Consider the following 20296-nt stretch of genomic DNA (forward strand, 5'->3'; position numbering starts at 1 on the left):
GACCAGCGCCGGAGGGGAAGCGTGAGCCCGGTGAGTGCCGACGCCCCGCGACAGCCGTCGGTCGTCACCGTGCCGCTGTACCAGCGCAAGGCCGAGTTCTTCAAGACGCTCGGCCACCCCGTCCGCATCCGGGTCCTGGAGCTGCTCAGCGACGGCGAGCAGGCCGTCGCTGAACTGCTTCCCGAGGTCGGGGTCGAAGCCGCCCATCTGTCGCAGCAGCTCGCGATCCTGCGCCGCACCGGGCTGGTGCTCTCCCGTCGGGAGGGCGCGTCCGTCTTCTACCGCCTCACCACCCCCGAGGTCGCCGATCTGCTGGCGGTTGCCCGCTCCATCCTCGGCACGCTTCTGACCGACCAAGCCGGGCTCCTCGACGAACTCCGTACCGATACCGGCCCCACACAGCGCCGGTCGTAGCCCCTGGCGCGGTCGCACAACGGGGCGCGCCGGAATGCGGCGGTCAGTGCACGCGCAGTACGCCATGAACCATGTCGCGCGGATCAGCCCGGACGTGGCCACCGGTTCCGGCTCGTATCGGCGCAGGGCCGATCCCGGCCGGTTCAGTGTCGTCGGTGGCCGAGAGGCGGGGCAAGAGGCAGCAGGACGCACACGGTCCTCCCACCGCCGGGGTCGGGGCGGATGGCCAGCGCGCCGCCGAGGTGGTGGGCGAGGTCGGCGACGACGGCCAGGCCGCCCACCGCCCCCGGTTCGGGGTGCTCGACCAGGCCCGGGTGGCTGTCCCGGACGCCGACCTCGACATGGCTGTCGGTGACGGTGAGCAGCAGTTCGAAGAACGGGGACTGTGGTGCGGCATGCCGGACGACATTGGTGGTGAGCTCGGTGACCGCGAAGACGGCTGCGTCGTGGACGGTGGATCCCGGTGGCACGCGCCAGGAGGTGAGGACGGTCACCGTGATCCTGCGAACGACCTTGGCGGCGGCCCAGCTGCTCGCCAGACTCATCCGATAGCGCCGGCCTCCGTCGGCCCGCTCGGCCGGCACGGGGACAGCCGGGTCGTGCCGGCGGCGGTCCCGCCAGCGTCGACTCACCGAGGCCCCTTGACCGTGATCACGTCTGGAACCTCCCTGAGGCTTCTCGCAGTTCGGCCAGCAGCTGCCTCCTGCGCAGCTTCTGTTCGAAGACCTCCGCCACCGCTTCCCCTCCCGTATCCGACCGCTCCGCCGGGGAGGGCCGTCGGCGCTCCGTGCCGGTCGGACAGCTCGACATCATGGAGTGACATGAAGAATTTTTCAACTCGGCATTTTCATAGGTGATTGATTCAGACAATGACGATCTCTTCCGATCAGTAGCAGTCTTCCGGACGGACGAAACCGGCCTCGCTCCTACGCTCGGCGCACGAATCGCTGGCGGTCTGCCCGGCCGCCCGCCGGGCAGTTCAGGAGATCGGGAGGATGCATGGTCGACGTCGAGGCGGCTCTCGAGGAGGCGATGGCCATCGACGCGCACTCGGGGCGGCGCTGGTCGACTCCGGGAGCGGTATGACACTCGGTACTCGCGGCCGCGCGGGCGGCATTGATTCGCGCTGGCGGGCGCTACGGCCACCGACCTCGCGCGGGCCGGCTGTTCCTCTACCTGATCCTCGACCGGCACCGCGCCAACCTGGCCATGGCCCGCCACCGGGCGAGGTCGATCAAGGCGAACCTCCTGGTGTGACAAAGCCCTGATCAGCGACACACGGGAGCATGACGACCTGATCAGTTGCTAACATACGCAACTGCGAGGCGACGGGCGAGTGGGCGCGTACCCACCGGACGGTTCGCGACGGGACGGCAGGCACTCGGACCCGGCGCCGTGGAAGTTGTGCTCCACGGCTCGGGCCAGCGGGAACGCCGCGAACACCCCGGACGCCCCACCCTCCCGAGGCCGACGTCGGCCGATGGGGGCCTCGCGCCTGTCGCCGCCCCCGGACGTGGTGCCCCGGAGGCGGCGGCAGGCGGCTTCATCTCGTCGACGTTTCCGGAGGCTCACCAACAGGTCTATAGTCTCTCGCCGTAACGGGACGGGCACTCTCCGCACCGGCCGCGAAAGGCTGGCGGAAGGGTGCTGCCCGCAGTGCGCGCCGCCGTTCTGGCAGGCCGTCAGGCCCCTCGGCCGGACCGCCGAACCCCGGACAGCACAACCCGAGACGTGCGTCGAGACGGAGAGGTCCGTGATGGATCTGCTGCGCAGGATCCGCGAGGTCGGCCGGGTCGCCGAGCCGGCACCGCCGCGCCCCGAGGGCGAAACCCCGCCCGCCGCCCGTGCGTTACGCGGCTCGGCGCAGGTGCGCCACGTCGACGCCGGGTCGTGCAACGGCTGCGAGATCGAGATCGGCGGCGCGTTCGGCCCGGTGTACGACGCCGAGCGGTACGGGGCCCGACTGGTCGCCTCCCCGCGCCACGCCGACGTGCTGCTGGTCACCGGCCCGGTGACCCGGAACATGGCCGACCCGCTGCGCCGCACCTACGACGCTGTGCCCGAGCCGCGCGTCGTGGTGGCGGTCGGCGACTGCGCGATCAACTGCGGCCTGTTCGCCGGGGCTTACGGCGTCGCGGGCGCGGTGGCCGACATCGTGCCCGTGGACCTGGAGGTGCCCGGCTGCCCGCCGGAGCCGGCGGCGATCGTCGCGGCGCTGCGCCGGGTGACCGGGCGGTGAGCGCGATCGCTCCCGCGCTGGCGGCGGCGAGCGCCCTGGCCACGGGCGGCGCCGCCTGCGGGCTGGTGCTGCCCGAGCGCGCCCGTCCGGCAGCGGTCGGGGCGTGCACGGCGGGCGTGGGCGCCGCCGGCCTGGTCGCGGGTGTTGCCGCACTGGGCGGGCAGCGCTGGGCGGCGTCCTTTCCGGACCTGCTGCCGCTGGCCGGGATGCACCTCGCGATGGACGCCCTGTCCGGGCTGTTCGTCGCGGTGTCCGGGGGCGTGATCGTCGCCGCCGCGGTCTACGGGATCGGCTACACCCGGCACGGCCTCACCGGGCGAGGCGTCCAGGCCGTGCTGCCGTTGTTCGCCTGGACGTTGGTCATGGTTCCGGCCGGCGCTGCCGTCTCGACCTTCCTGCTGCTCTGGGAGCTGATGGCGGCGGCCTCGCTGCTGCTTGTGGTGGCCGAGCACCGGCGGCGGGCCTCGGTCCGGGAGGCCGGCGTCTGGTACGCGGTGATGACCCACCTCGGACTGGTGGCCCTGCTGATCGCTCTGGTGCTGTTCGCGGCCCGGGCGGGCGGCGAGACCTTTCCCGTGCTGCGCTCCTCTGCCGACGGACTGTCACCTTCCGTACGAGGAACGGTCTTTGTGCTCTCGCTGGTCGCCTTCGGATCAAAGGCCGGCATGGTGCCCCTGCACGCCTGGCTGCCCCGCGCCCACCCCGAGGCCCCCAGCCACGTCTCGGCGCTGATGAGCGCGGCCATGGTGAACCTCGGCGCGTACGGCGTGATCCGGGTCGGCTTCGATCTCCTGGGCGGCGGCCCGCGCTGGTGGGGAGTGCTGACGCTGGCGCTCGGCGCGGTCACAGTGGTGTACGGGATCGTCCAGGCCGCCGTGGCCACCGACCTCAAGCGCCTGTTGGCCTACTCGACGAGCGAGAACCTCGGCCTGGTGCTGATCGGGGTGGGCGCGGCGCTGCTGTTCGAGGCGGGCGGCAACCCCGCGCCGGCCGCACTCGGTCTGGCGGCCGCCCTGCTGCACGTGGTCAACCACGCCGCGTTCAAGGCCCTGCTGTTCGGCGCGGCGGGCTCCGTCCTGCATGCCACCGGCACCCGGGACCTGGACGCACTCGGCGGACTGCGCCCGCGGATGCCGTACACCACCGCCCTGTTCGCGCTCGGTGCGCTGGGCGCGCTCGCCCTGCCCCCGGGCAATGGATTCATCAGCGAGTGGCTGCTGCTCCAGTCGCTGATCCACGGGCTCGCGGTGCCCGGGGCCGCCACGGCTGTCGTGCTGCCGGTGGCCATCGCCGCCATCGCGCTCGCCGCCGGTCTGGCCGCGGCAGCGTTCGTCAAGGCGCTCGGCGTGGGCTTCTTCGCCCGGCCGCGCAGCGTTGCCGCCGAGCGGGCGGTGGAGAGTCCGCGGCCGATGCTCGCGGGAATGGGGCTGTGTGCGGCCGCCTGTGTCGGCCTCGCCCTGCTGCCGGGCGCGCTCGCCGACGGGCTGGATCGAGCTGTCGAAGCATCAGGAGTGCAAGTTTCCAGGCCACTTGGCGGTGGCGAGCTGCAACTGCGGCTGACCCAGCTGTCCGGCCGGCTGGCCCCGCTCTGGATCGCCGCCGCGCTCGTGGCGGCCGGCGCCGTGGTCCTGCTGCTCGTACGCGCCGCCGCCCGTGCCCCGCGCCGGGTCGACGCGCCGCTGTGGGACTGCGGGGCCGGTGCGCCCACCGCGCGGATGGAATACACCGCCACCTCGTTCGCCGAACCACTGCAGCGCGTCTTCGACGACGTCCTCGCACCCGAGCAGGACGTCGAGGTCACGCCCGTGCGCGAATCCGCCTACCTGGTCGAGCGGGTGCGCTACCAGCGCAAGGTGCCCGACCGGATCGAGCACCGCCTCTACCTCCCGGTGCTGCACCTGCTCGCCCGGGCCGGACGGGCCGCCCGCGGGCTCGCCGACGGGAGCGTCCACCGCTACCTCGGGTACGGCTTCGCCACGCTGGTCGCCCTGCTGCTCGTCCTGGCGGTGGCCCGGTGAACGCGACCGGCACCGTGGCCGTCGCCGCCCAGGTCGTCCTGGTCACGGCGGGGGCGCCCTGGCTGGCCGGGCTGATGCGCCAGGTCCGCGCCCGGCTCGAAGGGCGGGCCGGCCCCGGCATCGGACAGCCCTGGCGGGACCTGCGCAAGCAACTGCGCAAACAGCCGGTCACGGCCGGCGGCACCGGATCGGCCTTCCGGGCCGCGCCGCTGGTCCTGGTCGCCACCGCCCTGGTCGTCGCCGCCCTGGTCCCGCTCGCCTCCACCCGCACCCCGGTCAGCGGGTACGCGGACCTGATCGTGGTGGTCGCGCTGCTCGCCCTCGGCACCGTCTCCCTCGCCCTGGCCGGCCTGGACACGGGTACCGCCTTCGGCGGCATGGGCGCCAGCCGCGAGATGACGGTGACGGCGCTGGTCGAACCGACCCTGCTGATGTCGGTGTTCGCACTGTCCATCCCCGCCGATTCCACCAACCTCGCCGACATCGTCTCCGGCGCCGTCCACGACCCCGCCCGACTCGCCACCCCCACCGGTCTGCTCGCCGCCGTCGCCCTCGCGGCCGTCACCATCGCCGAGACCGGAAGGCTGCCCGTCGACAACCCGTCCACCCACCTGGAGCTGACGATGATCCACGAGGCGATGGTGCTGGAGTACTCCGGCCCCGATCTCGCCCTGATCGAACTCGGCGCCCAGCTGCGGCTCACCGTCCTGCTCGGCCTGCTGACCGCCCTGTTCACGCCCTGGGGCATCGCCACCACGGGCTCGCCGGCCTCGCTCCTGCTCGCCCTCGTCCTGCTCGCGGCCAAGGTGGCGGTGCTCGGTACGGCGTTGGCCGCCGCCGAGGTGTGGTGGGCGAAGATCCGGCTCTTCCGGGTTCCCGAGCTGCTCACCGGCTCCTTCCTGTTGGCGCTGCTCGCCGTCGCCGCTTCCTACTTCCTCACCGGGGAGTGACACGATGAACGACCGAAACGAGGTGGCGGATGAGTGAGGGCCTGTTCACCCAACTCCTCGACCTCGCCTGCGGGATCTTCCTGCTGGCCGCCGTCCTGGTCCTGTGGCGCCGCGAACTCGCCGCCATGGTCAGGGTGTTCGCCGCCCAGGGGCTCGCCCTCGCGGCGATCGCCGCGCTGCTCGCCCGGCACGAGCACCGGTGGGACCTGCTCGGGGTCGCCGTGCTCGTCGCCGTCCTGCGCGCCGGGTTGCTCCCCCGCCTCATGCGGCGCGCCCTGGTCGCCGGCGGCGAAAGCGCCGAGACCGAGCCGCTGGTCAACGTCGCGGCCTCGCTGCTCGCCGCCGCCGCGCTGACCCTCCTCGCCTACGCCGTCGCCCGGCCGCTCACCGAGCTCGCGCCCTCGCCCGCCACCCGCGCGCTGCCGGTCGGGCTCGCGGTCGTGCTGATCGGCTTCTTCGCGCTCGTCACCCGCCGCCGCGCGCTCTCCCAGGTGACCGGCTTCCTGCTGGTGGACAACGGCATCACCGCGGTCGCCTTCCTGGCCGCCTCCGGCGTGCCGCTCATCGTCGAACTCGGCGTCTCCTTCGACGTGTTGTTCGCCGCTCTGGTCCTCCAGGTGCTCACCGCGCGGATGCGCGCGGCCTTCGGCGGCACCGACCTCGACGACCTGCGGGAGCTGCACGACTGATGCCCGACGCCCTCCTCCTCACCGCACCCGCCGCCGCACCGCTCGCCGTCGCCGCCGGCTACGCCGCACTCGGCTGGCGCCGCACCACCGCGTGGGCCGGACTGCTCTCCCCCGCCGCCATCCTCGCCTGCGCCACCGCTCTCGCCGCCCGGGTGCCCACGCGCGGCCCGGCCACCGCGTACGACGGCCTGCTGCGCGCCGACGCCCTGACCGTGTGGATCCTGCTCGGCATCGGCGCGGTCGGCGCACTGGCCTGCGCCGCCAGCCCGGCGTACCTCGCCGCCGAACGGACGGACCCCGTCTCCGCCCGCCGCTACGGCGTCCTCGTCCACCTCTTCCTCGCCGCGATGGCCCTGGCCACGCTCACCGTCAACCTCGGCGTGCTCTGGGTCGCGATCGAGGCCACCACCATCGTCACCGCCTTCCTGGTAGGCCACCACCGGACCCGGGCCGGTGTCGAGGCCGCCTGGAAGTACGTGGTGATCTGCTCGGTCGGCATCGCGCTCGCCTTCCTGGGCACGGTGCTGGTCTACTACGCGGCCCGGCACGCCGGCATCCCCGAGTCCCGCGCCCTTGACTGGCCCACCCTCGCGGCCCACGCGGACCGGCTCGACCACCCGACCCTGCGGCTCGGCACCGCGCTCGCCGTCCTCGGCTTCGGCGCGAAGGCCGGGCTCGTCCCGCTGCACGCCTGGCTGCCGGACGCGCACAGCCAAGCCCCGGCCCCCGTCTCCGCGTTGATGTCCGGCGTGCTGCTCGCGGTGGCCTTCACCGCGGTCCTGCGCCACAAGGTGATCGCGGACGCGGCACTCGGCACCGGCTTCGCCCGCGTGCTCCTGGTCGCGGTGGCGCTCGTCACGCTCGCGCTGGCAGCGGCCCTGCTGCTGGCCCAGCGCGACTACAAACGCATGCTCGCCTACTCCAGCATGGAACACATGGGCCTGATCGCCCTCGCCGCGGCAATCGGCACCCGGCTCGCCACCGCCGCCCTGCTGCTGCACATGGCCGGCCACGGGCTCGCCAAGGGCGTCGCGTTCTGCTCTTCCGGTCACCTGCTGCACCTGGCCGGCACCACCCGGATCGGGCGCGTCCGCGGGCTGCTCGGCCGAGCACCCGCGCTCGGCGCCGCCTTCGGCCTCGCCCTGCTCGCGCTGCTCGCGCTGCCGCCGTTCAGCCTCTTCGCCTCCGAACTCGGCATCGCCCGCGCCGGGTTCAACGCCGGGCTCGGCTGGGTCGTCGCCGTCGCCCTGGTGCTGGTGCTGATCGCGTTCGCCGCGATCGCCGGGCGCGGTGCCCGCATGCTGCTCGGCGCAGGGCCTGTTCCCGACGCCGCCCCTGCCCGATCCGGCGTGAGCGTCTGGCTGCCGCTCGCCGCCGGACTCGCCGTGTGCGCCGCGCTCGGCATCACCGTCGCCCCGCTCGGCGACCTGCTCGACGCCGCTGCCGCGATCGGAGGCCACTGAGCCGTGCCACGCACCAGCACCGACCTCTCCCCCGACGAACTCCCCGACCACGCCGCCCGGTTGCTCGCCGCCGGCCACCGGCTCGCGCTGGTCGCCGCCCACCACGACGACCCGGCCACAATCCGCGTGGTGTACCTGTTCGTCCAGGGCCCGCCCGACACCCGCACGGAACTGCACGTCCGCCTCGACGCCCGCGAGCCCGCCGTCCCCACCCTGGCCGAACTCTCCTTCCCCGCAGGCAGGTTCGAACGCGAGATGCGCGACCTGCACGGCGTCGTCCCGCTCCGCCACCCGCTCCCCCGCCGCCTCGTCCGCCACCCCCACTGGCCGCGCGGCTGGTACCCGATGCACCCCGACGCCGGCCCCCCCGCCCGAATTCGGCACGCCCGAGGGACCGTTCCCGTTCCTCACCGTCCAAGGCCCCGGCGTGTACGAGATCCCGGTCGGCCCCGTCCACGCCGGCCTCATCGAACCCGGACACTTCCGCTTCTCGGTCGTCGGCGAGAGCATCCTCAAGCTCAAGGCCCGCCTCTGGTACGTCCACAAGGGCGTCGAGAAGCTCTTCGAAGGCCGGCGCCCCGAGCACGCCCTCGCCCTCGCCGAACGCATCAGCGGCGACACCGCCGTCGGCCACGCCCTCGCCTTCTGCCTCGCCGTCGAGGAGGCCGCCGGCCTTCGGGCACCCGCCCGGGCGCAGCGGGCCCGCGCCCTACTGCTGGAACTCGAACGCCTCCACAACCACGTCACCGACCTCGGCGCGCTCTGCAACGACGTCGGCCACGGCATCCTCAACGCCCACGCCTGGCGCATCCGCGAACGCCTGCTCCGCCTCAACCACTCCGTCACCGGGCACCGACTGCTGCGCGGCGGAGTCACCCCCGGCGGCGCCGTCCTCCGCAGGCTGCCCGACGACGCCGAGCTCGCCCACGTCCGCGCCGACCTGCGCAGTCTCGTCGAACTCGCCCTCGGCCACCCCACCATCCGCGACCGCTTCACCGGCACCGCCATCCTGCCCGCCCAGGCCGCCCGGGACCTCGGCTGCCTCGGCTACGTCGCCCGCGCCAGCGGCCTGCCCGCCGACGCCCGCCGCGACCACCCGTTCCACGACCTCGGCGACCTGCTGACCACCCGCGTCCTCGACACCGGCGACGTCCTCGCCCGCTTCACCGTCCGCACCCAGGAGGCCGAGGACGCCCTCGACCTGATCGACCACCTCGCCGACGGGCTCACCCCCGGAGCCGCCATCGACCTCACCCCGCACGGACCCGCCCGCCGCTCCGGCGCAGGCATCGCCGAAGGCTGGCGCGGCACCATCACCACCCGCGTCGAACTCGCCCCCGACGGCGCCCTCACCCGAGTGAGGATCGCGGACCCGTCCTTCTTCAACTGGCCCGCCCTGCCCATCGCCCTGGCCGACACGATCGTCCCGGACTTCCCCCTCACCAACAAGAGCTTCAACCTGTCCTACGCGGGCAACGACCTGTGACCGCCGGCGCAGGAGGTGGACGCTGAGGGCCGCGGTCATGAGCCAGCCGCTGCTGCAGGCGAGAGCCTCGTGTGCCCGGGGCCGCCGCGGTGGGGCTGCTCGTGGTTCAGGCCTCGCTCCGGACGCGCGCGTGGAGGTGCTCGTCGTGCCAGCCGTCCGCGTGCAGCAGCGCGCTGCGCATCGTCCCCTCCAGCGCGAACCCCGCCCGCTCGGCCACCCGGCAGGATGCCGCGTTGGCCGTCGAGTGCGTCAACCGCAGCCGGTGGAGGCCCAGTTCGCCGAGCGCCCAGCGGGTGACCTCGGCGAGCGCCGCGGCGGCCAGGCCGCGCCTGCGCGCGGCGGGGAGCAGCCAGTACAGGAACTCGGCCGTGCCGTCGGCGAGGCTGACGTCCCCCAGACCGATCAGGCCCTGAGCCTCGTCGGTATCCGCCGGTGCGACGGCCCAGATCGCCGCCGACTCGTCCCGCCAGTAGGTGCCCCACCGCCCGATCCGCGCCCGGGCCTCCTCCGGCGAGAGCCGGCCGAGCCGGTTCCAGTGCCGGATGTCCGCGTCTTCGGACGCTGCCACGAGGGCGCCCACGTCGGACACCCGCCACGGACGCAGCACCGACCCGTCGGCGAGCCGTAGTCGGGGCTGTTCGCGCTGCCCCATCCGGCCTTCGGGGACGACGGGGGTTATCGGATCGATGTAGGTCACCGCCCCAGGCTGCCGTACCCCGTGCGCCGCCACCAGGGAATTGCGTCGACTCAGTGCCGGTTGCCGAGGGCGAAGAGCAGGATCACGAACCCGGCGAAGAGGTGGGTGCCGAGGATGTAGACCCCGGCGCGGATCAGCATGGCCTTGCGGCGGCTCTTCTCGTCGCTGACGCTGTCACTCATCGGGACTCCTGTGCGGGGGAACGGTCTTGACGGGGCTGGGGGCGGATGTGGATGCGCCGGCCGGTGACGGCGGCCTCGGCGAGGAGGGCTGTCAGGGTCGGCAGGTCGACCACCTCCGCCGGCTCGGTGGCGCCGTGGTCGTCGTAGGGCGTGATGGTGTAACGCAAGTGCGGCCTCAATCCGAGGTCGTGGTGGACGGGGTCAGGGGCGGGCGGACGCGCACGGTCCTGCCGCCGCCGGGGTCGGGCTCGATCGTCGGCTCACCGTCGAGGTGCTCGCGCCGGGCGTTGTTGTCGGCCGGTTCACCGTGACGGCGGTCCCGCCGGCGCCGGATCATCGAGAGTCCTCGGCGGAAGCGGTCACCTACTCACGCTTGCGGCGGTGACGTCCGGCGCCGTGCGGCCGGCCGGGACGAGGGGGCCGTGGAGATGGGTGCGGGCGTAGCTGATGGCGTCCGGGGTCGTCTCGAACACGTGCCCGTCGGCGCGGAGTTGGTCGAGTACGCCGAGGGCGTCGAGGGGGCGCTGGTGTTCGTCGCGGATGCCGGAGACGAGGACGAGGGTGCCGCGGCGCTGGAGCTTGGTGATGGCGTCGCCGAGGACGGTGGCGCCGCTGGCGTCGATCGCGCTGACCCTCGACATCCGCAGGATCGCGACCTTGACGTCGGCGCTCTCGGTGAGTTCGAGGAGGAAGCGGTGCGCGGCGGCGAACAGCAGCGGGCCGTCGATGCGGTACGCGACGATGTGCTCGGCGAGCAGCGCCTGCTCCTCGTCGTGGTGGTCCGCCGGGGGAAGGTCATCGTGCAGCGGCACCTGCTCGACCCGCGCCGCCTTCGCGACGGCGGCCAGCGCGAGCACGCCCGAGACGAGCAGGCCGACGACGACGGCGGTGACCAGGTCGAAGGCGAGCGTGGCGGCGGCGGTGAGGACCAAGACGGCGGCCTCGCCTCGCCCGGTGCGGGCGATCGCCCGCAGCGAGCCGACCTCGACCATCCGCACGGCGGTGGCGATCAGCACGCCGGCCAGGGCGGCCAGCGGGATCCCGGCCACCAGCGGTGCGGCAGCGAAGACGATCACCGCAAGCACCGCCGCGTGGACAAGGGCGGCGAGGCGGGAGACGGCGCCGGAGCGGACGTTGACGGCGGTGCGGGCGATCGCGCCGGTGGCGGCGACGCCGCCGAACAGCGGAGCGGCCAGGTTGGCCAGGCCCTGCCCGAACAGTTCGCGGTCGCTGTCGTGGCGCTCGGACACGCTCATGGCGTCCGCGGCGGTCGCGGACATCAGCGACTCCAGCGCGGCCAGCGCCGCGACCGCGAGGGCGGACGGAAGCAGGGCCGGAACGGCGGAGAGGTCGAGGAAGCCCAGCGAGGGCGCCGGGAGTCCGGCCGGCAGGTGGCCGATGGTCGCGACCGGCAGATTCGCCGACGAAGCGACGATCGTCGCGCCCACGACGGCGATCAGCGAGAACGGCAGCGAGGGCCGCCACCGCACGCCGATCAGCATCACGGCCGCCACGGCCAGAGCAAGGCCGAGCGCCGCCCAGTGCGGCGCGGCGGCGAAGTCCCCGAACGCCTTCGCCGCGACGACGGCAGGGTTGTCGCCCGCGGGCTTCTTCACCCCGAGCGCGCCGGGCACCTGCTGGAGCGCGATGACCCCGGCAATGCCGAGGGTGAAGCCCTCCACCACGGGCACCGGCACGTAGGCCATCCAGCGCCCGGCCCGGGCCAGCGCCAGAACGACCAGGATCACCCCGGCCAGCAACCCCACGGTCAGCACCCCGTCGGTGCCGTAGCGGGCCACGATCGGCACCAGGACGACGGTCATCGCGCCGGTCGGCCCGGACACCTGAAGGTTGGAGCCGCCGAAGATCGCGGCCAGCGCGCCCGCGACGACGGCGGTGGCCAGGCCCGCCTCGGCGCCCGCGCCCGAGGAGATGCCGAAACCGAGCGCGAGCGGCAGCGCGACGATGGCCACGGTGAGCCCGGCGAGCAGGTCCTTGCGCGGGGAGCGACCCATGGTGGCGAGGATCTGCCGGTTCGGGAGGACGTTGCGCACCCGGCCTATGACGGCGTTCACGCCCGCGCCCCCTGAGTGGCTCCGGTCCGCAGCTCGGCGAGCAGCTGGCGCTGGTCAGTGATCATCTCGCCGAGGATCCGGCGGGCGGCCAGAAGCAGCTCGGCGACGTCCGGGGTGGCGAGCGCGTAGACCACGGTGTTGCCCTCGCGGGTGGCCGTCACCATGTTCGTGCGGCGCAACACCGCGAGCTGCTGGGAAAGGCTGCTGGCCTCGATGTCGATCGAGGCCAGCAGCTGGCGCACGGGCATCGGGCCGTCCTGAAGCAGTTCCAGGACACGGATGCGCGCCGGGTGACCCAGGGTGCGGAAGAACTCCGCCTTCGCCTGGTACAGCGGGACGGCCATGACTCAGCCTTCTCCTTGCAGTTACTCGGTGTGGTCCACGATCGCGATGCCGTGACGGGCGGCGATGCTCAGCAGTCCGGCCACCCGGCCGGCATAGGCCTGCGCCCCGTCGTCGTCACCGGCCGCCTCGGCCTTCTGTTGGGCCCGGCGCGCCTGGGCGAGTTGCTCCCGCAGTTCCTGGTCGAAGACCTCGGACACCGTCGTCCCTCCCGCGCCCCGACAGCCGTGGCCGCCCGGCGCACTTCATACCGATCCAACAGCACACCAGCATGTATGAACATGAAGAATTTTTCAAATCGTATGTTTCGCAGATGGCTGTTCACGGTGGCGGCCGCCCCGGCCCATCAGACCGACGCGGTGAAAGCCCCGTCGGTGAGGACCGGAACGACCGCACAGCCGTTCAGCTCGGTCGCGATGGACACGTCGTCGGCGAAGCCGCCCGCGGCGAGCTCCCGGCCGGAAATGCTCTCCCTGACGGCCTCGGCCACGTCCCCGGACGACTCGAACGCCGAGGCCGCCGCCTCGGCCTCCCTCGACAGCGAGGAGAGGCCGGCCTGCCGAAGTGCCGCGATCACCGCTCCGGCACCGAGCAAGTCCTCCAGCGCAGGGCGCACACTGCCATCGCGCCACCGCTCGCCGGCGGCGACGACACCGACCGGACGATCAGCCGTCCCGTAGCCGCGTTCAGCGAGCCACTCGGCAACGGCGTCACCGTTCCGCAGGCAGCCGGCCACCACGGCAACCCCGTCCGCCGCCGCGGCGATCGCCGATCCGTTGGGGGACGGGAGAACCAGACTCGGAGTGAAGGGGGCCCGGCGCAGGGCCGCCGGCGAGAGTGACCACGGCGAATCCGGACCCACGGCTCGACGCTCCACAGCAAGGCGCGCACCCTGCTGCTTTGCGAACCTCTCGGCATTCCCGTCACGCCTGGCACACGGGATGACACGGGTGCCGGACTCGACGGCGACCGACACCGACGTGGTGAACGACAGCACGTCGACGACCACCAGGCAGGACACCTCACGGGCGAGGTGCTTCGCGCCGGTCGGCCCCCAGTCGAAACGCACTCCATGACCCGATGGCAGAAAGTAATCACTCACAGTTGATCATGCTGCCATCAATGCACCGCCATGAGCGAATCAACCTTAGCATTTGCTAAAGTTGGCAACCGTGGCGGCCGCCGCCACCCTTCTCGGTGGTGTCTGAAGGGTGGCGGCACCCCTCGTCGATTGACGAAGGCCCGGACCGCATCCGCAGTCCGGGCCGACGTTCGCCCTGGCCGGCAGGGGCCGAAAGGGTCAGGCCTTCTTGACCACGCTCGACTTGAGCTGCATGGCGCCGAAGCCCTCGATGCGGCAGTCGATGTCATGCCCGTCGACGCCGTCGACCAGGCGGATGTTGCGGACCTTGGTGCCCGCCTTGATCCCCGAGGCGCTGCCCTTGACCTTGAGGGCCTTGATGACGGTCACCGTGTCGCCGTCGCTCAGCACGTTGCCGACCGCGTCCTTGATCACCCGATCGCCGGCACCGCCCTCGGCGCCGGCGCCGCCCGCCGCGGGCACCCACTCGTGGCCGCACTCCGGGCAGACCATGAGGGCGTTCATCTCGTAGGTGTATTCGCTCGAGCACTTCGGGCAAGGAGGGAGGTTCTCGCTCATATGACCAGCGTATCCGCCCTCCGGCAGTGCACCCGCGCCACTGCTCCTCGCCATCACCGTGGACGCCGCCTGCGCCGACAGCACCGACCCAACTCCGGTCGATGACACGGCGGGAAGCTGCCCGACCTCACGCCTCGGCCAGCCTGAAGCCGCTGACCAGGCCGGGCGCAATCCGGACGACGGAGTCCATGGCCTCGTCCACCCAGGGACTCGGTGTGAACGCCCGATCGTCGCCAGAGCCCTCGAGGGCGACCTGGAGTGAGCCCCGCCTTCAGCGCTGGTCAGATCCCCGGGACCGGGCCGGTGTAGACCAGCTCCGCCGCGGTGTGCTGCGCCCGGCGCAGGTGAGCGCAGGCACGCTCGACCGCGGCAATGGCCTGACCCAGCTCGGACGCGAAGTCCGCCTGCCGCTGAACGGGGGTCGGCGGGTCGGCGTAGACGGCCAGATGCTCGGGGTCGATAGAGTTCAGACCGGCCGCGAGCTGGTGCAATGAACGCGGCAGTTGCTCCAGCAGGCCGGCCAGCGCGCCGATAGTGTGATGGACATCCGTCGGATAGGGATAGGCACCGGTCCGCACGGTGCACTCGTTGAGACGACGGACCTCATCGGCGGCTGCGACCGAGATCTCGCACGGTGTGCGATCCGTGAGCATCACGACACCTCCTTGATCTGCACCTCGGCGCCGACCGGTGCTCAGGCGTGGACCGGAACGCGCACCCGCCGACCCCTGGCGCCGGGCCGGGACGGCGACAGGCACACGGGGGGCCTCTCAGGAACCGGCACCGCTCCGGGGGCTCCCTCATCGTGCTCCTGTGACGCGGCGGCGGCTCGGCTCATCGCCGTACGCAGTTCAGCCACCGTTTGCGGCGCCTCGGTTGAGTGGACCGCGACGCGCGCGAACGGCGAGGGCCGGTTCAGGTCGACGCTCACCACGACATCCCTGGACGGACGCAGGGCCACGAAGTCCCGGCCACCGGGATGGCGCCACACCCCCAGGCACAGCCTGCCGGGGACCAGCAGGCCACTCTCACGAAGTCCGCGGACAACCCTCCACGGCTGCCTGGTGATCGTGACCTGCTCCACTGCCGTCAGCGGCACCCGCACCGGCCCCGACCGCGTCACGAGCCGCTCCCACCAGCGCAGCCGGACCACCAGGTCCGCGCCTTCGACCGTCAGCCTCGCCATCGCCTCACACCCCCTCTCCCGCGTCGGCCTCGACCTTCACCCGCTCACCGTCCGCATCAGGCGCTCCGAGCTGCGCCGGCTGGACATGGGCCTGTGCGCCCAGCGGCGGCGCACCGTGCCGCTCCGGCCGGTGGCCAGCGGCATCGGCGATCGGTTGCCGCGGGGTGCCGACCGGGCCCGGCGGCGTCGGAATCGGCCGGCGGGCCACCACGCGTCCCACCCAGCGGCGCCCGCACTCGGGGCAGGGCGGCGCACCCTGGGGAGTGTACGGCGAGTTCACCGCTACACCGTCGCGGGAGAAGTACTCCCAGTCCCGTCCGTCGTCATCGCGGTAGTGCTGGACGTCGTAGTCCATGCTCCACTGGTGCCAGCAGTGGCCGCAGGTGAACTCCACGCGTTCCAGGGCCAGTTCCGTGATCACTGTCGACACCTCCTTCGTCGACGCGGTTCGCTGTCCGGCTCACGCGGTCGCTGCGGCGGCACGGCATCCGGCCGGCCATCCTGCGGACCGCCCTATCAGTCCGTATACCTCCAAACTGGTCGTCGGCACAACCGCAGAACGAGGTTTCCTTGAAGCGGACGTCCAGGTTGTCTCCAACATCACGGTCCTTGAGCGAAGGAGATTCCACCATGCACGAAGGAAAGGTTGAGGTCTGGTATTCGGAGGCGGGCCAGGGGTGCATCCGGGACGACGCAGGCGATGGTCTGGACTTTTCCTCGGACGATCTCTTGAACCCCGACGAGGCCCTGACCTTGCACCGAGGGGACAGGGTCAGATACAGAGTCGAGGAAGGCATGCATGCGACCGCGGTTGAGCAGGCCTGACCCCGCCGCGCGTCGGATCACCGGGGTACGGTCACTCGGTGGGATCACCATCCGGCCAAACCGCCCCTGACGCCCGCTTGGCGTCAAGGGGCGCCGCCGGGGACGGACCGTCTCGTGTTCGACGCAGAGCGGAGCACCGACAGGTCAGCCCTGACGGGTTCAGGAGCCGGCCCCGTGAGTCCGTGCGCTCGGGCCCGGCTGTGGCAGGCGGTTGGCCCGATCAGTGAGGGGCGTGCGGTGCGGCTGCGGCAGGCTCGGCGATGTGGATGGTGAGGTGTCCTGCTTCGGCATCGGCGGTGACGGTTGAGCCGTCGGCGATGTCGCCAGCGAGCAGGGCCCGGCCGATGCGGGTCTCGACTTCGCGCTGGATGAAGCGCCGCAGGGGCCGGGCCCCGTAGACGGGGTCGAATCCCTGGTCGGCGATGTGGCGGCGGGCCGCTTCGGTCAGGCGCAGGTCCAGGCGGCGGTCGGCGAGGCGGTGACGCAGGTCTTCGGTCAGCAGGTCGACGACGCGTTCGATCTCGGGCATGGTGAGTGGTTTGAAGAGGACCACGTCGTCGATGCGGTTGAGGAACTCGGGCCGGAAGTGGCGGCGCAATTCGTCCATGACGGCGGCGCGGGCGCTACGGGGACGACGCCCAAGTCCTGGTCTCCGAGCGACCCGCTGGCACGTTCACCCGCCAGCTCTCCCTCGGGGAGGCACTCGACACCGAACACATCGAGGCCGCCTACGACGCGGGTGTGCTGAAGCTGCACATCCCGGTGGCCGAGCAGGCCAAGCCTCGCAAGATCGAAATCAAGGGCGGCAAGAAGGAACTGCAGTCCTGACCGACCGGCCCGGTGGTGGAGTCTCTGCAGCTGGACGCCGCAGAGACTCCACCGGCTTCCGTCCGTCTCCGATCAGGGCCGTCAGACGGCGTGCAGGCCGTGGGCCGCGAACACCGCGCGTGCCTCGTCCGTCTGGTCTCCGGTGGGCAGCGGGGTGTCCGCGAGGGTGCACTCCAGGCCGAGCGCGCGCCATTTCTCCATGCCGAGCTTGTGGAAGGGCAGCACGTCGACCCGGGTGACGTTGCCGAGCGAGGCGGTGAAGGCGGCGACGCCCTCGACGTTCTCGATGGGGTCGGTCAGGCCGGGGACGAGGACGAAACGGACCCAGACCTCCTTGCCGAGGTCGGCCAGGCGGCGGGCGAAGTTCAGGGTGGGGGCGAGTTGCTGCCCGGTGAGGTGGCGGTAGAGGGCGCGGTCCCAGGACTTGATGTCGAGCAGGACGAGGTCCGTGTCGGCGAGCAGCGCGTCGGTGGCGCGGGAGCCGAGGAAGCCGGAGGTGTCCAGGGCGGTGTGCAGGCCGAGTTCGTGCTTGAAGCGGTGCAGCAGCTCGCCGGTGAGGACGGGTTGGAGGAGCGGCTCGCCGCCGCTGATGGTGGCGCCGCCGCCGGAGGCGTGGATGAACTCGACGTACTTGGCCGCCTCGCGGAGGATCTCGTCGGCGGCGACGCGCTGGCCGTCGCGCAGGCGCCAGGTGTCGGGGTTGTGGCAGTACAGGCAGCGCAGCGGGCATCCGGAGAGGAACGCGACGAAGCGGGTGCCGGGGCCGTCGACGCCGGTGGACAGGTCCCAGGAGTGGAGCATCCCGCCGACCGGGCGGCGCGCTGCGGCGGGTGTGGCGGCCAGCGCGCTTCGACTCGGCAGGTGGGCGGGAACGGCGGGTTCGGGCATGGGGGTCTCCGGGAAAGCGGCGGGTGCCGACGCCTGTGGTCGGGGAGGCGCCGGCACCACGTGGTTGGTCGCTGCTACAGCGAGCCGTGGAAGGTGCGGTTGATCACGTCGAGTTGCTGTTCGCGGGTGAGGCGGACGAAGTTGACCGCGTAGCCGCTGACCCGGATGGTGAGCTGCGGGTACTTCTCCGGGTGGTCCATGGCGTCCAGCAGGGTGTCGCGGTCGAGGACGTTGACGTTCATGTGGAAGCCGTGGCAGGTGGTGTAGCCGTCCAGCACGCCGACCAGGTTGCGGATCCGCTCCTCGGGGGTGCGGCCGAGCGCGTCCGGGGTGACGGTGTTGGTGAGCGAGATGCCGTCCTCGGCCTGCTCGTACGGCAGCTTGGCGACGGACATCGAGCTGGCGACGTAGCCGTGGGCGTCGCGTCCGTTCATCGGGTTGGCGCCCGGGGAGAAGGGCTCGCCGGCCCGGCGGCCGTCCGGGGTGTTGCCGGTCTTCTTGCCGTAGACGACGTTGGAGGTGATGGTCAGGACGGACTGGGTGTGCTCGGCGCCCCGGTAGGTGGGGTGCCTGCGCACCTTCGCCATGAAGTCCTCGACCAGTCGAACGGCGATCTCGTCGGCCCGGTCGTCGTTGTTGCCGTAGGCCGGGTAGTCGCCGTCGACCAGGTAGTCGGTGACCAGGCCGGTCTCGTCCCGTACGGGCCTGACCTCGGCGTACTTGATCGCGGAGAGCGAGTCGGCGGCGACCGCGAGGCCGGCGATGCCGCAGGCCATGGTGCGCCGGACGTCCCGGTCGTGCAGGGCCATCTCGAGGCGCTCGTAGGCGTACTTGTCGTGCATGTAGTGGATGACGTCCAGCGCGTGGACGTACGTCTCGGCGAGCCAGTCCATCTGCTGGTCGAGCCGGTTCAGGACCTCGTCGTAGTCGAGCACCGCCCCGCCGACCGGCTCCGTGGCCGGGCCGACCTGGACGCCGGACATTTCGTCCCGGCCGCCGTTGATCGCGTAGAGCAGGGTCTTGGCCAGGTTGACCCGGGCGCCGAAGAACTGCATCTGCCGGCCGACCTCCATGGCGGAGACGCAGCAGGCGATGGCGGTGTCGTCGCCGAAGCGCGGGCGCATCAGCTCGTCGGACTCGTACTGGATGCTGGAGGTGTCGATCGACACCCGGGCGCAGAACTCCTTGAAGCCCTGTGGGAGTTGCGGTGACCAGAAGACGGTCATGTTGGGCTCGGGGGCCGGGCCGAGGTTGTAGAGGGTCTGCAGGTAGCGGAAGGAGGTGCGGGTGACCAGCGTGCGGCCGTCCTCGCCGATGCCGCCGATCGACTCGGTGACCCAGGTCGGGTCCCCGGAGAACAGCTCGTCGTACTCGGGGGTGCGCAGGAAGCGGACGATCCGCAGCTTGATGACGAAGTCGTCCACCAGTTCCTGTGCCCGGGGCTCGGTCAGCAGACCGGCAGCGAGGTCCCGCTGGAGGTAGACGTCGAGGAAGGTCGAGGTGCGGCCGAGCGACATCGCGGCGCCGTTCTGCTCCTTGACTGCCGCGAGATAGGCGAAGTACAGCCACTGGATCGCCTCGCGGGCGGTCGAGGCCGGGCCCGAGATGTCGTACCCGTACGCCGAGGCCATCTCCTTGAGCTCGCCCAACGCCCGGATCTGCTCGGCGAGTTCCTCACGCTCGCGGATGGTCTCTTCCAGCCGCGCCGGGTCGGTGGGCGCCGGGTCCAGCTCGGCCTTCTCGGCCCGCTTGGCCGCGATGAGCCGGTCCACGCCGTACAGGGCGACGCGGCGGTAGTCGCCGATGATCCGACCGCGCCCGTAGGCGTCCGGAAGCCCGGTGACGACGCCGGCCTTGCGGGCGGCGAGGATCTCGGCGGTGTAGGCGTCGAACACGCCGTCGTTGTGGGTCCTGCGGTACCGGGTGAAGACCTTCTCCAGCTCCGGGTCGACCGGGTAGCCGTAGGTCCGCAGCGCGCCCGCGACCATCCGCCAGCCGCCGTTCGGCATGATCGCGCGCTTCAGGGGGGCGTCGGTCTGCAGGCCGACGATCAACTCCCGTTCCCGGTCGATGTATCCGGGCGCGTGCGCGGTGATGGTGGACGGGATGTCGTACGCGACGTCGAGGACTCCCTTGGCCCGCTCCTCGGGGAAGCGGTCGGTGATCTGCTTCCACACGGCCAGGGTCCGCTCGGTGGGGCCGGCCAGGAAGGCGCTGTCGCCCTCGTACGGGGTGTAGTTGTGCTGGATGAAGTCGCGGACGTCGATCGCGTCCCGCCACAGGCCGCCCTTGAAGCCGCCCCAGGCGCCCGTGGGACGCTCGTGCTGCGAGGTGGTCATCTCGGTGTCCTCTCC

23 protein-coding genes and 3 pseudogenes are annotated in these 20296 nt (G+C 72.1%); 11 read left to right on the top strand and 15 right to left on the bottom strand.

Going from position 1 to position 20296, the window contains the following annotated elements:
* Positions 1-21: 21 nt before the first annotated feature.
* Positions 22-414, top strand: a complete 393-nt coding sequence (locus F7Q99_RS34015; RefSeq protein ID WP_326847457.1) for an ArsR/SmtB family transcription factor — start codon at positions 22-24, stop codon at positions 412-414.
* A gap of 143 nt (positions 415-557) precedes the next feature.
* On the opposite strand, the gene F7Q99_RS34020 is transcribed toward F7Q99_RS34015, so the two are convergent.
* The gene (locus F7Q99_RS34020; RefSeq protein ID WP_153469011.1) at positions 558-1046 is read right to left on the bottom strand and encodes an ATP-binding protein; all 489 of its coding nucleotides are present in this window, start codon (positions 1044-1046) and stop codon (positions 558-560) included.
* 484 nt (positions 1047-1530) lie between these two features.
* Between F7Q99_RS34020 and F7Q99_RS42040 the strand changes: the two genes are divergently transcribed.
* The 8 genes and pseudogenes from F7Q99_RS42040 to F7Q99_RS43465 all read left to right on the top strand — a co-directional run bounded on the left by F7Q99_RS42040 (position 1531) and on the right by F7Q99_RS43465 (position 9259).
* Positions 1531-1671: a hypothetical protein gene (locus F7Q99_RS42040; protein ID WP_230211141.1), complete on the top strand. Its 141-nt coding sequence runs from the start codon at positions 1531-1533 to the stop codon at positions 1669-1671.
* A 499-nt stretch (positions 1672-2170) separates the two neighbouring features.
* Positions 2171-2653, top strand: a complete 483-nt coding sequence (locus F7Q99_RS34030; protein ID WP_153469606.1) for an NADH-quinone oxidoreductase subunit B family protein — start codon at positions 2171-2173, stop codon at positions 2651-2653.
* Positions 2650-4671, top strand: a complete 2022-nt coding sequence (locus F7Q99_RS34035; RefSeq protein ID WP_326847458.1) for a proton-conducting transporter transmembrane domain-containing protein — start codon at positions 2650-2652, stop codon at positions 4669-4671. Before F7Q99_RS34030 ends, F7Q99_RS34035 begins: the two co-directional genes overlap by 4 nt.
* Complete coding sequence (locus tag F7Q99_RS34040) at positions 4668-5621, top strand: respiratory chain complex I subunit 1 family protein (RefSeq protein ID WP_326847459.1); 954 nt, start codon at positions 4668-4670, stop codon at positions 5619-5621. Before F7Q99_RS34035 ends, F7Q99_RS34040 begins: the two co-directional genes overlap by 4 nt.
* A gap of 29 nt (positions 5622-5650) precedes the next feature.
* The gene (locus tag F7Q99_RS34045) at positions 5651-6310 is read left to right on the top strand and encodes a hypothetical protein (protein ID WP_153469013.1); all 660 of its coding nucleotides are present in this window, start codon (positions 5651-5653) and stop codon (positions 6308-6310) included.
* A complete protein-coding gene (locus F7Q99_RS34050) occupies positions 6310-7773 on the top strand; it encodes a proton-conducting transporter transmembrane domain-containing protein (RefSeq protein WP_153469016.1) in 1464 nt (487 codons plus the stop codon). Before F7Q99_RS34045 ends, F7Q99_RS34050 begins: the two co-directional genes overlap by 1 nt.
* Before the next feature lie 3 nt (positions 7774-7776).
* Positions 7777-8070 (top strand): annotated as a pseudogene (locus tag F7Q99_RS42045) (NADH-quinone oxidoreductase subunit C); the annotation flags it as partial.
* A 130-nt stretch (positions 8071-8200) separates the two neighbouring features.
* Positions 8201-9259 (top strand): hydrogenase large subunit, encoded by a 1059-nt coding sequence (locus F7Q99_RS43465; protein ID WP_326847460.1) that lies wholly within the window; start codon positions 8201-8203, stop codon positions 9257-9259.
* A 106-nt stretch (positions 9260-9365) separates the two neighbouring features.
* Here F7Q99_RS43465 and F7Q99_RS34060 read toward each other — a convergent pair whose 3' ends face one another.
* The 11 genes from F7Q99_RS34060 to F7Q99_RS34105 all read right to left on the bottom strand — a co-directional run bounded on the left by F7Q99_RS34060 (position 9366) and on the right by F7Q99_RS34105 (position 15822).
* Positions 9366-9956: a GNAT family N-acetyltransferase gene (locus F7Q99_RS34060; RefSeq protein ID WP_326847461.1), complete on the bottom strand. Its 591-nt coding sequence runs from the start codon at positions 9954-9956 to the stop codon at positions 9366-9368.
* Between the two features lie 50 nt (positions 9957-10006).
* Positions 10007-10138 (bottom strand): DUF6126 family protein, encoded by a 132-nt coding sequence (locus tag F7Q99_RS42060; protein WP_230211142.1) that lies wholly within the window; start codon positions 10136-10138, stop codon positions 10007-10009.
* Complete coding sequence (locus F7Q99_RS34065) at positions 10135-10305, bottom strand: hypothetical protein (RefSeq protein ID WP_153469019.1); 171 nt, start codon at positions 10303-10305, stop codon at positions 10135-10137. Before F7Q99_RS34065 ends, F7Q99_RS42060 begins: the two co-directional genes overlap by 4 nt.
* A gap of 8 nt (positions 10306-10313) precedes the next feature.
* Positions 10314-10475, bottom strand: coding sequence for a hypothetical protein (locus tag F7Q99_RS34070; RefSeq protein WP_153469021.1), 162 nt, complete (start codon positions 10473-10475; stop codon positions 10314-10316).
* Positions 10476-10497: 22 nt separating this feature from the next.
* Positions 10498-12153, bottom strand: coding sequence for a SulP family inorganic anion transporter (locus F7Q99_RS34075; protein WP_153469618.1), 1656 nt, complete (start codon positions 12151-12153; stop codon positions 10498-10500).
* 56 nt (positions 12154-12209) lie between these two features.
* Entirely contained in the window at positions 12210-12557 is a 348-nt protein-coding gene (locus tag F7Q99_RS34080) for an ArsR/SmtB family transcription factor (protein ID WP_153469024.1), read from the bottom strand.
* A 21-nt stretch (positions 12558-12578) separates the two neighbouring features.
* Positions 12579-12755, bottom strand: coding sequence for a hypothetical protein (locus F7Q99_RS34085; RefSeq protein WP_153469027.1), 177 nt, complete (start codon positions 12753-12755; stop codon positions 12579-12581).
* A gap of 146 nt (positions 12756-12901) precedes the next feature.
* A complete protein-coding gene (locus F7Q99_RS34090) occupies positions 12902-13564 on the bottom strand; it encodes a 2-phosphosulfolactate phosphatase (protein ID WP_326847463.1) in 663 nt (220 codons plus the stop codon).
* Between the two features lie 291 nt (positions 13565-13855).
* Positions 13856-14215, bottom strand: coding sequence for a zinc ribbon domain-containing protein YjdM (locus tag F7Q99_RS34095; RefSeq protein ID WP_153469029.1), 360 nt, complete (start codon positions 14213-14215; stop codon positions 13856-13858).
* Between the two features lie 281 nt (positions 14216-14496).
* Positions 14497-14871, bottom strand: a complete 375-nt coding sequence (locus F7Q99_RS34100) for a hypothetical protein (RefSeq protein ID WP_153469032.1) — start codon at positions 14869-14871, stop codon at positions 14497-14499.
* 534 nt (positions 14872-15405) lie between these two features.
* Positions 15406-15822, bottom strand: a complete 417-nt coding sequence (locus F7Q99_RS34105; RefSeq protein WP_326847464.1) for a hypothetical protein — start codon at positions 15820-15822, stop codon at positions 15406-15408.
* A gap of 209 nt (positions 15823-16031) precedes the next feature.
* Here F7Q99_RS34105 and F7Q99_RS34110 point away from each other — a divergent pair, with 209 nt between their 5' ends.
* The gene (locus F7Q99_RS34110) at positions 16032-16226 is read left to right on the top strand and encodes a hypothetical protein (RefSeq protein WP_153469035.1); all 195 of its coding nucleotides are present in this window, start codon (positions 16032-16034) and stop codon (positions 16224-16226) included.
* 220 nt (positions 16227-16446) lie between these two features.
* Here F7Q99_RS34110 and F7Q99_RS34115 read toward each other — a convergent pair.
* Positions 16447-16848: pseudogene (locus F7Q99_RS34115) on the bottom strand (type VI secretion system ATPase TssH); the annotation flags it as partial.
* A 14-nt stretch (positions 16849-16862) separates the two neighbouring features.
* On the opposite strand from F7Q99_RS34115, the pseudogene F7Q99_RS34120 reads away from it, so the two are divergent.
* Positions 16863-17054: pseudogene (locus F7Q99_RS34120) on the top strand (Hsp20/alpha crystallin family protein); the annotation flags it as partial.
* Between the two features lie 81 nt (positions 17055-17135).
* Here the strand turns inward: F7Q99_RS34120 and pflA are convergent.
* Together pflA and pflB are read right to left on the bottom strand one after the other, a co-directional pair.
* Entirely contained in the window at positions 17136-17942 is an 807-nt protein-coding gene (pflA, locus tag F7Q99_RS34125; RefSeq protein WP_153469041.1) for a pyruvate formate-lyase-activating protein, read from the bottom strand.
* Positions 17943-18016: 74 nt separating this feature from the next.
* Positions 18017-20281 carry a formate C-acetyltransferase gene (gene pflB / locus F7Q99_RS34130; RefSeq protein WP_153469044.1) on the bottom strand — a complete coding sequence of 755 codons (2265 nt, stop codon included), beginning with the start codon at positions 20279-20281 and terminating at the stop codon, positions 18017-18019.
* Positions 20282-20296: the final 15 nt, after the last annotated feature.

It is taken from the genome of Streptomyces kaniharaensis, assembly GCF_009569385.1.
Taxonomy (GTDB): Bacteria; Actinomycetota; Actinomycetes; order Streptomycetales; family Streptomycetaceae; genus Kitasatospora; species Kitasatospora kaniharaensis.

Bases quoted from the DNA above. Each gene is read 5' to 3' on its own strand.
- pflA (WP_153469041.1), bottom strand. From the start codon at position 17,942: ATGCCCGAACCCGCCGTTCCCGCCCACCTGCCGAGTCGAAGCGCGCTG.
- F7Q99_RS34050 (WP_153469016.1), top strand. From the start codon at position 6,310: ATGCCCGACGCCCTCCTCCTCACCGCACCCGCCGCCGCACCGCTCGCC.
- F7Q99_RS34070 (WP_153469021.1), bottom strand. From the start codon at position 10,475: ATGATCCGGCGCCGGCGGGACCGCCGTCACGGTGAACCGGCCGACAAC.
- F7Q99_RS34045 (WP_153469013.1), top strand. From the start codon at position 5,651: ATGAGTGAGGGCCTGTTCACCCAACTCCTCGACCTCGCCTGCGGGATC.
- F7Q99_RS42060 (WP_230211142.1), bottom strand. From the start codon at position 10,138: ATGAGTGACAGCGTCAGCGACGAGAAGAGCCGCCGCAAGGCCATGCTG.
- pflB (WP_153469044.1), bottom strand. From the start codon at position 20,281: ATGACCACCTCGCAGCACGAGCGTCCCACGGGCGCCTGGGGCGGCTTC.
- F7Q99_RS34075 (WP_153469618.1), bottom strand. From the start codon at position 12,153: ATGGGTCGCTCCCCGCGCAAGGACCTGCTCGCCGGGCTCACCGTGGCC.
- F7Q99_RS34080 (WP_153469024.1), bottom strand. From the start codon at position 12,557: ATGGCCGTCCCGCTGTACCAGGCGAAGGCGGAGTTCTTCCGCACCCTG.
- F7Q99_RS34030 (WP_153469606.1), top strand. From the start codon at position 2,171: ATGGATCTGCTGCGCAGGATCCGCGAGGTCGGCCGGGTCGCCGAGCCG.
- F7Q99_RS34110 (WP_153469035.1), top strand. From the start codon at position 16,032: ATGCACGAAGGAAAGGTTGAGGTCTGGTATTCGGAGGCGGGCCAGGGG.
- F7Q99_RS34095 (WP_153469029.1), bottom strand. From the start codon at position 14,215: ATGAGCGAGAACCTCCCTCCTTGCCCGAAGTGCTCGAGCGAATACACC.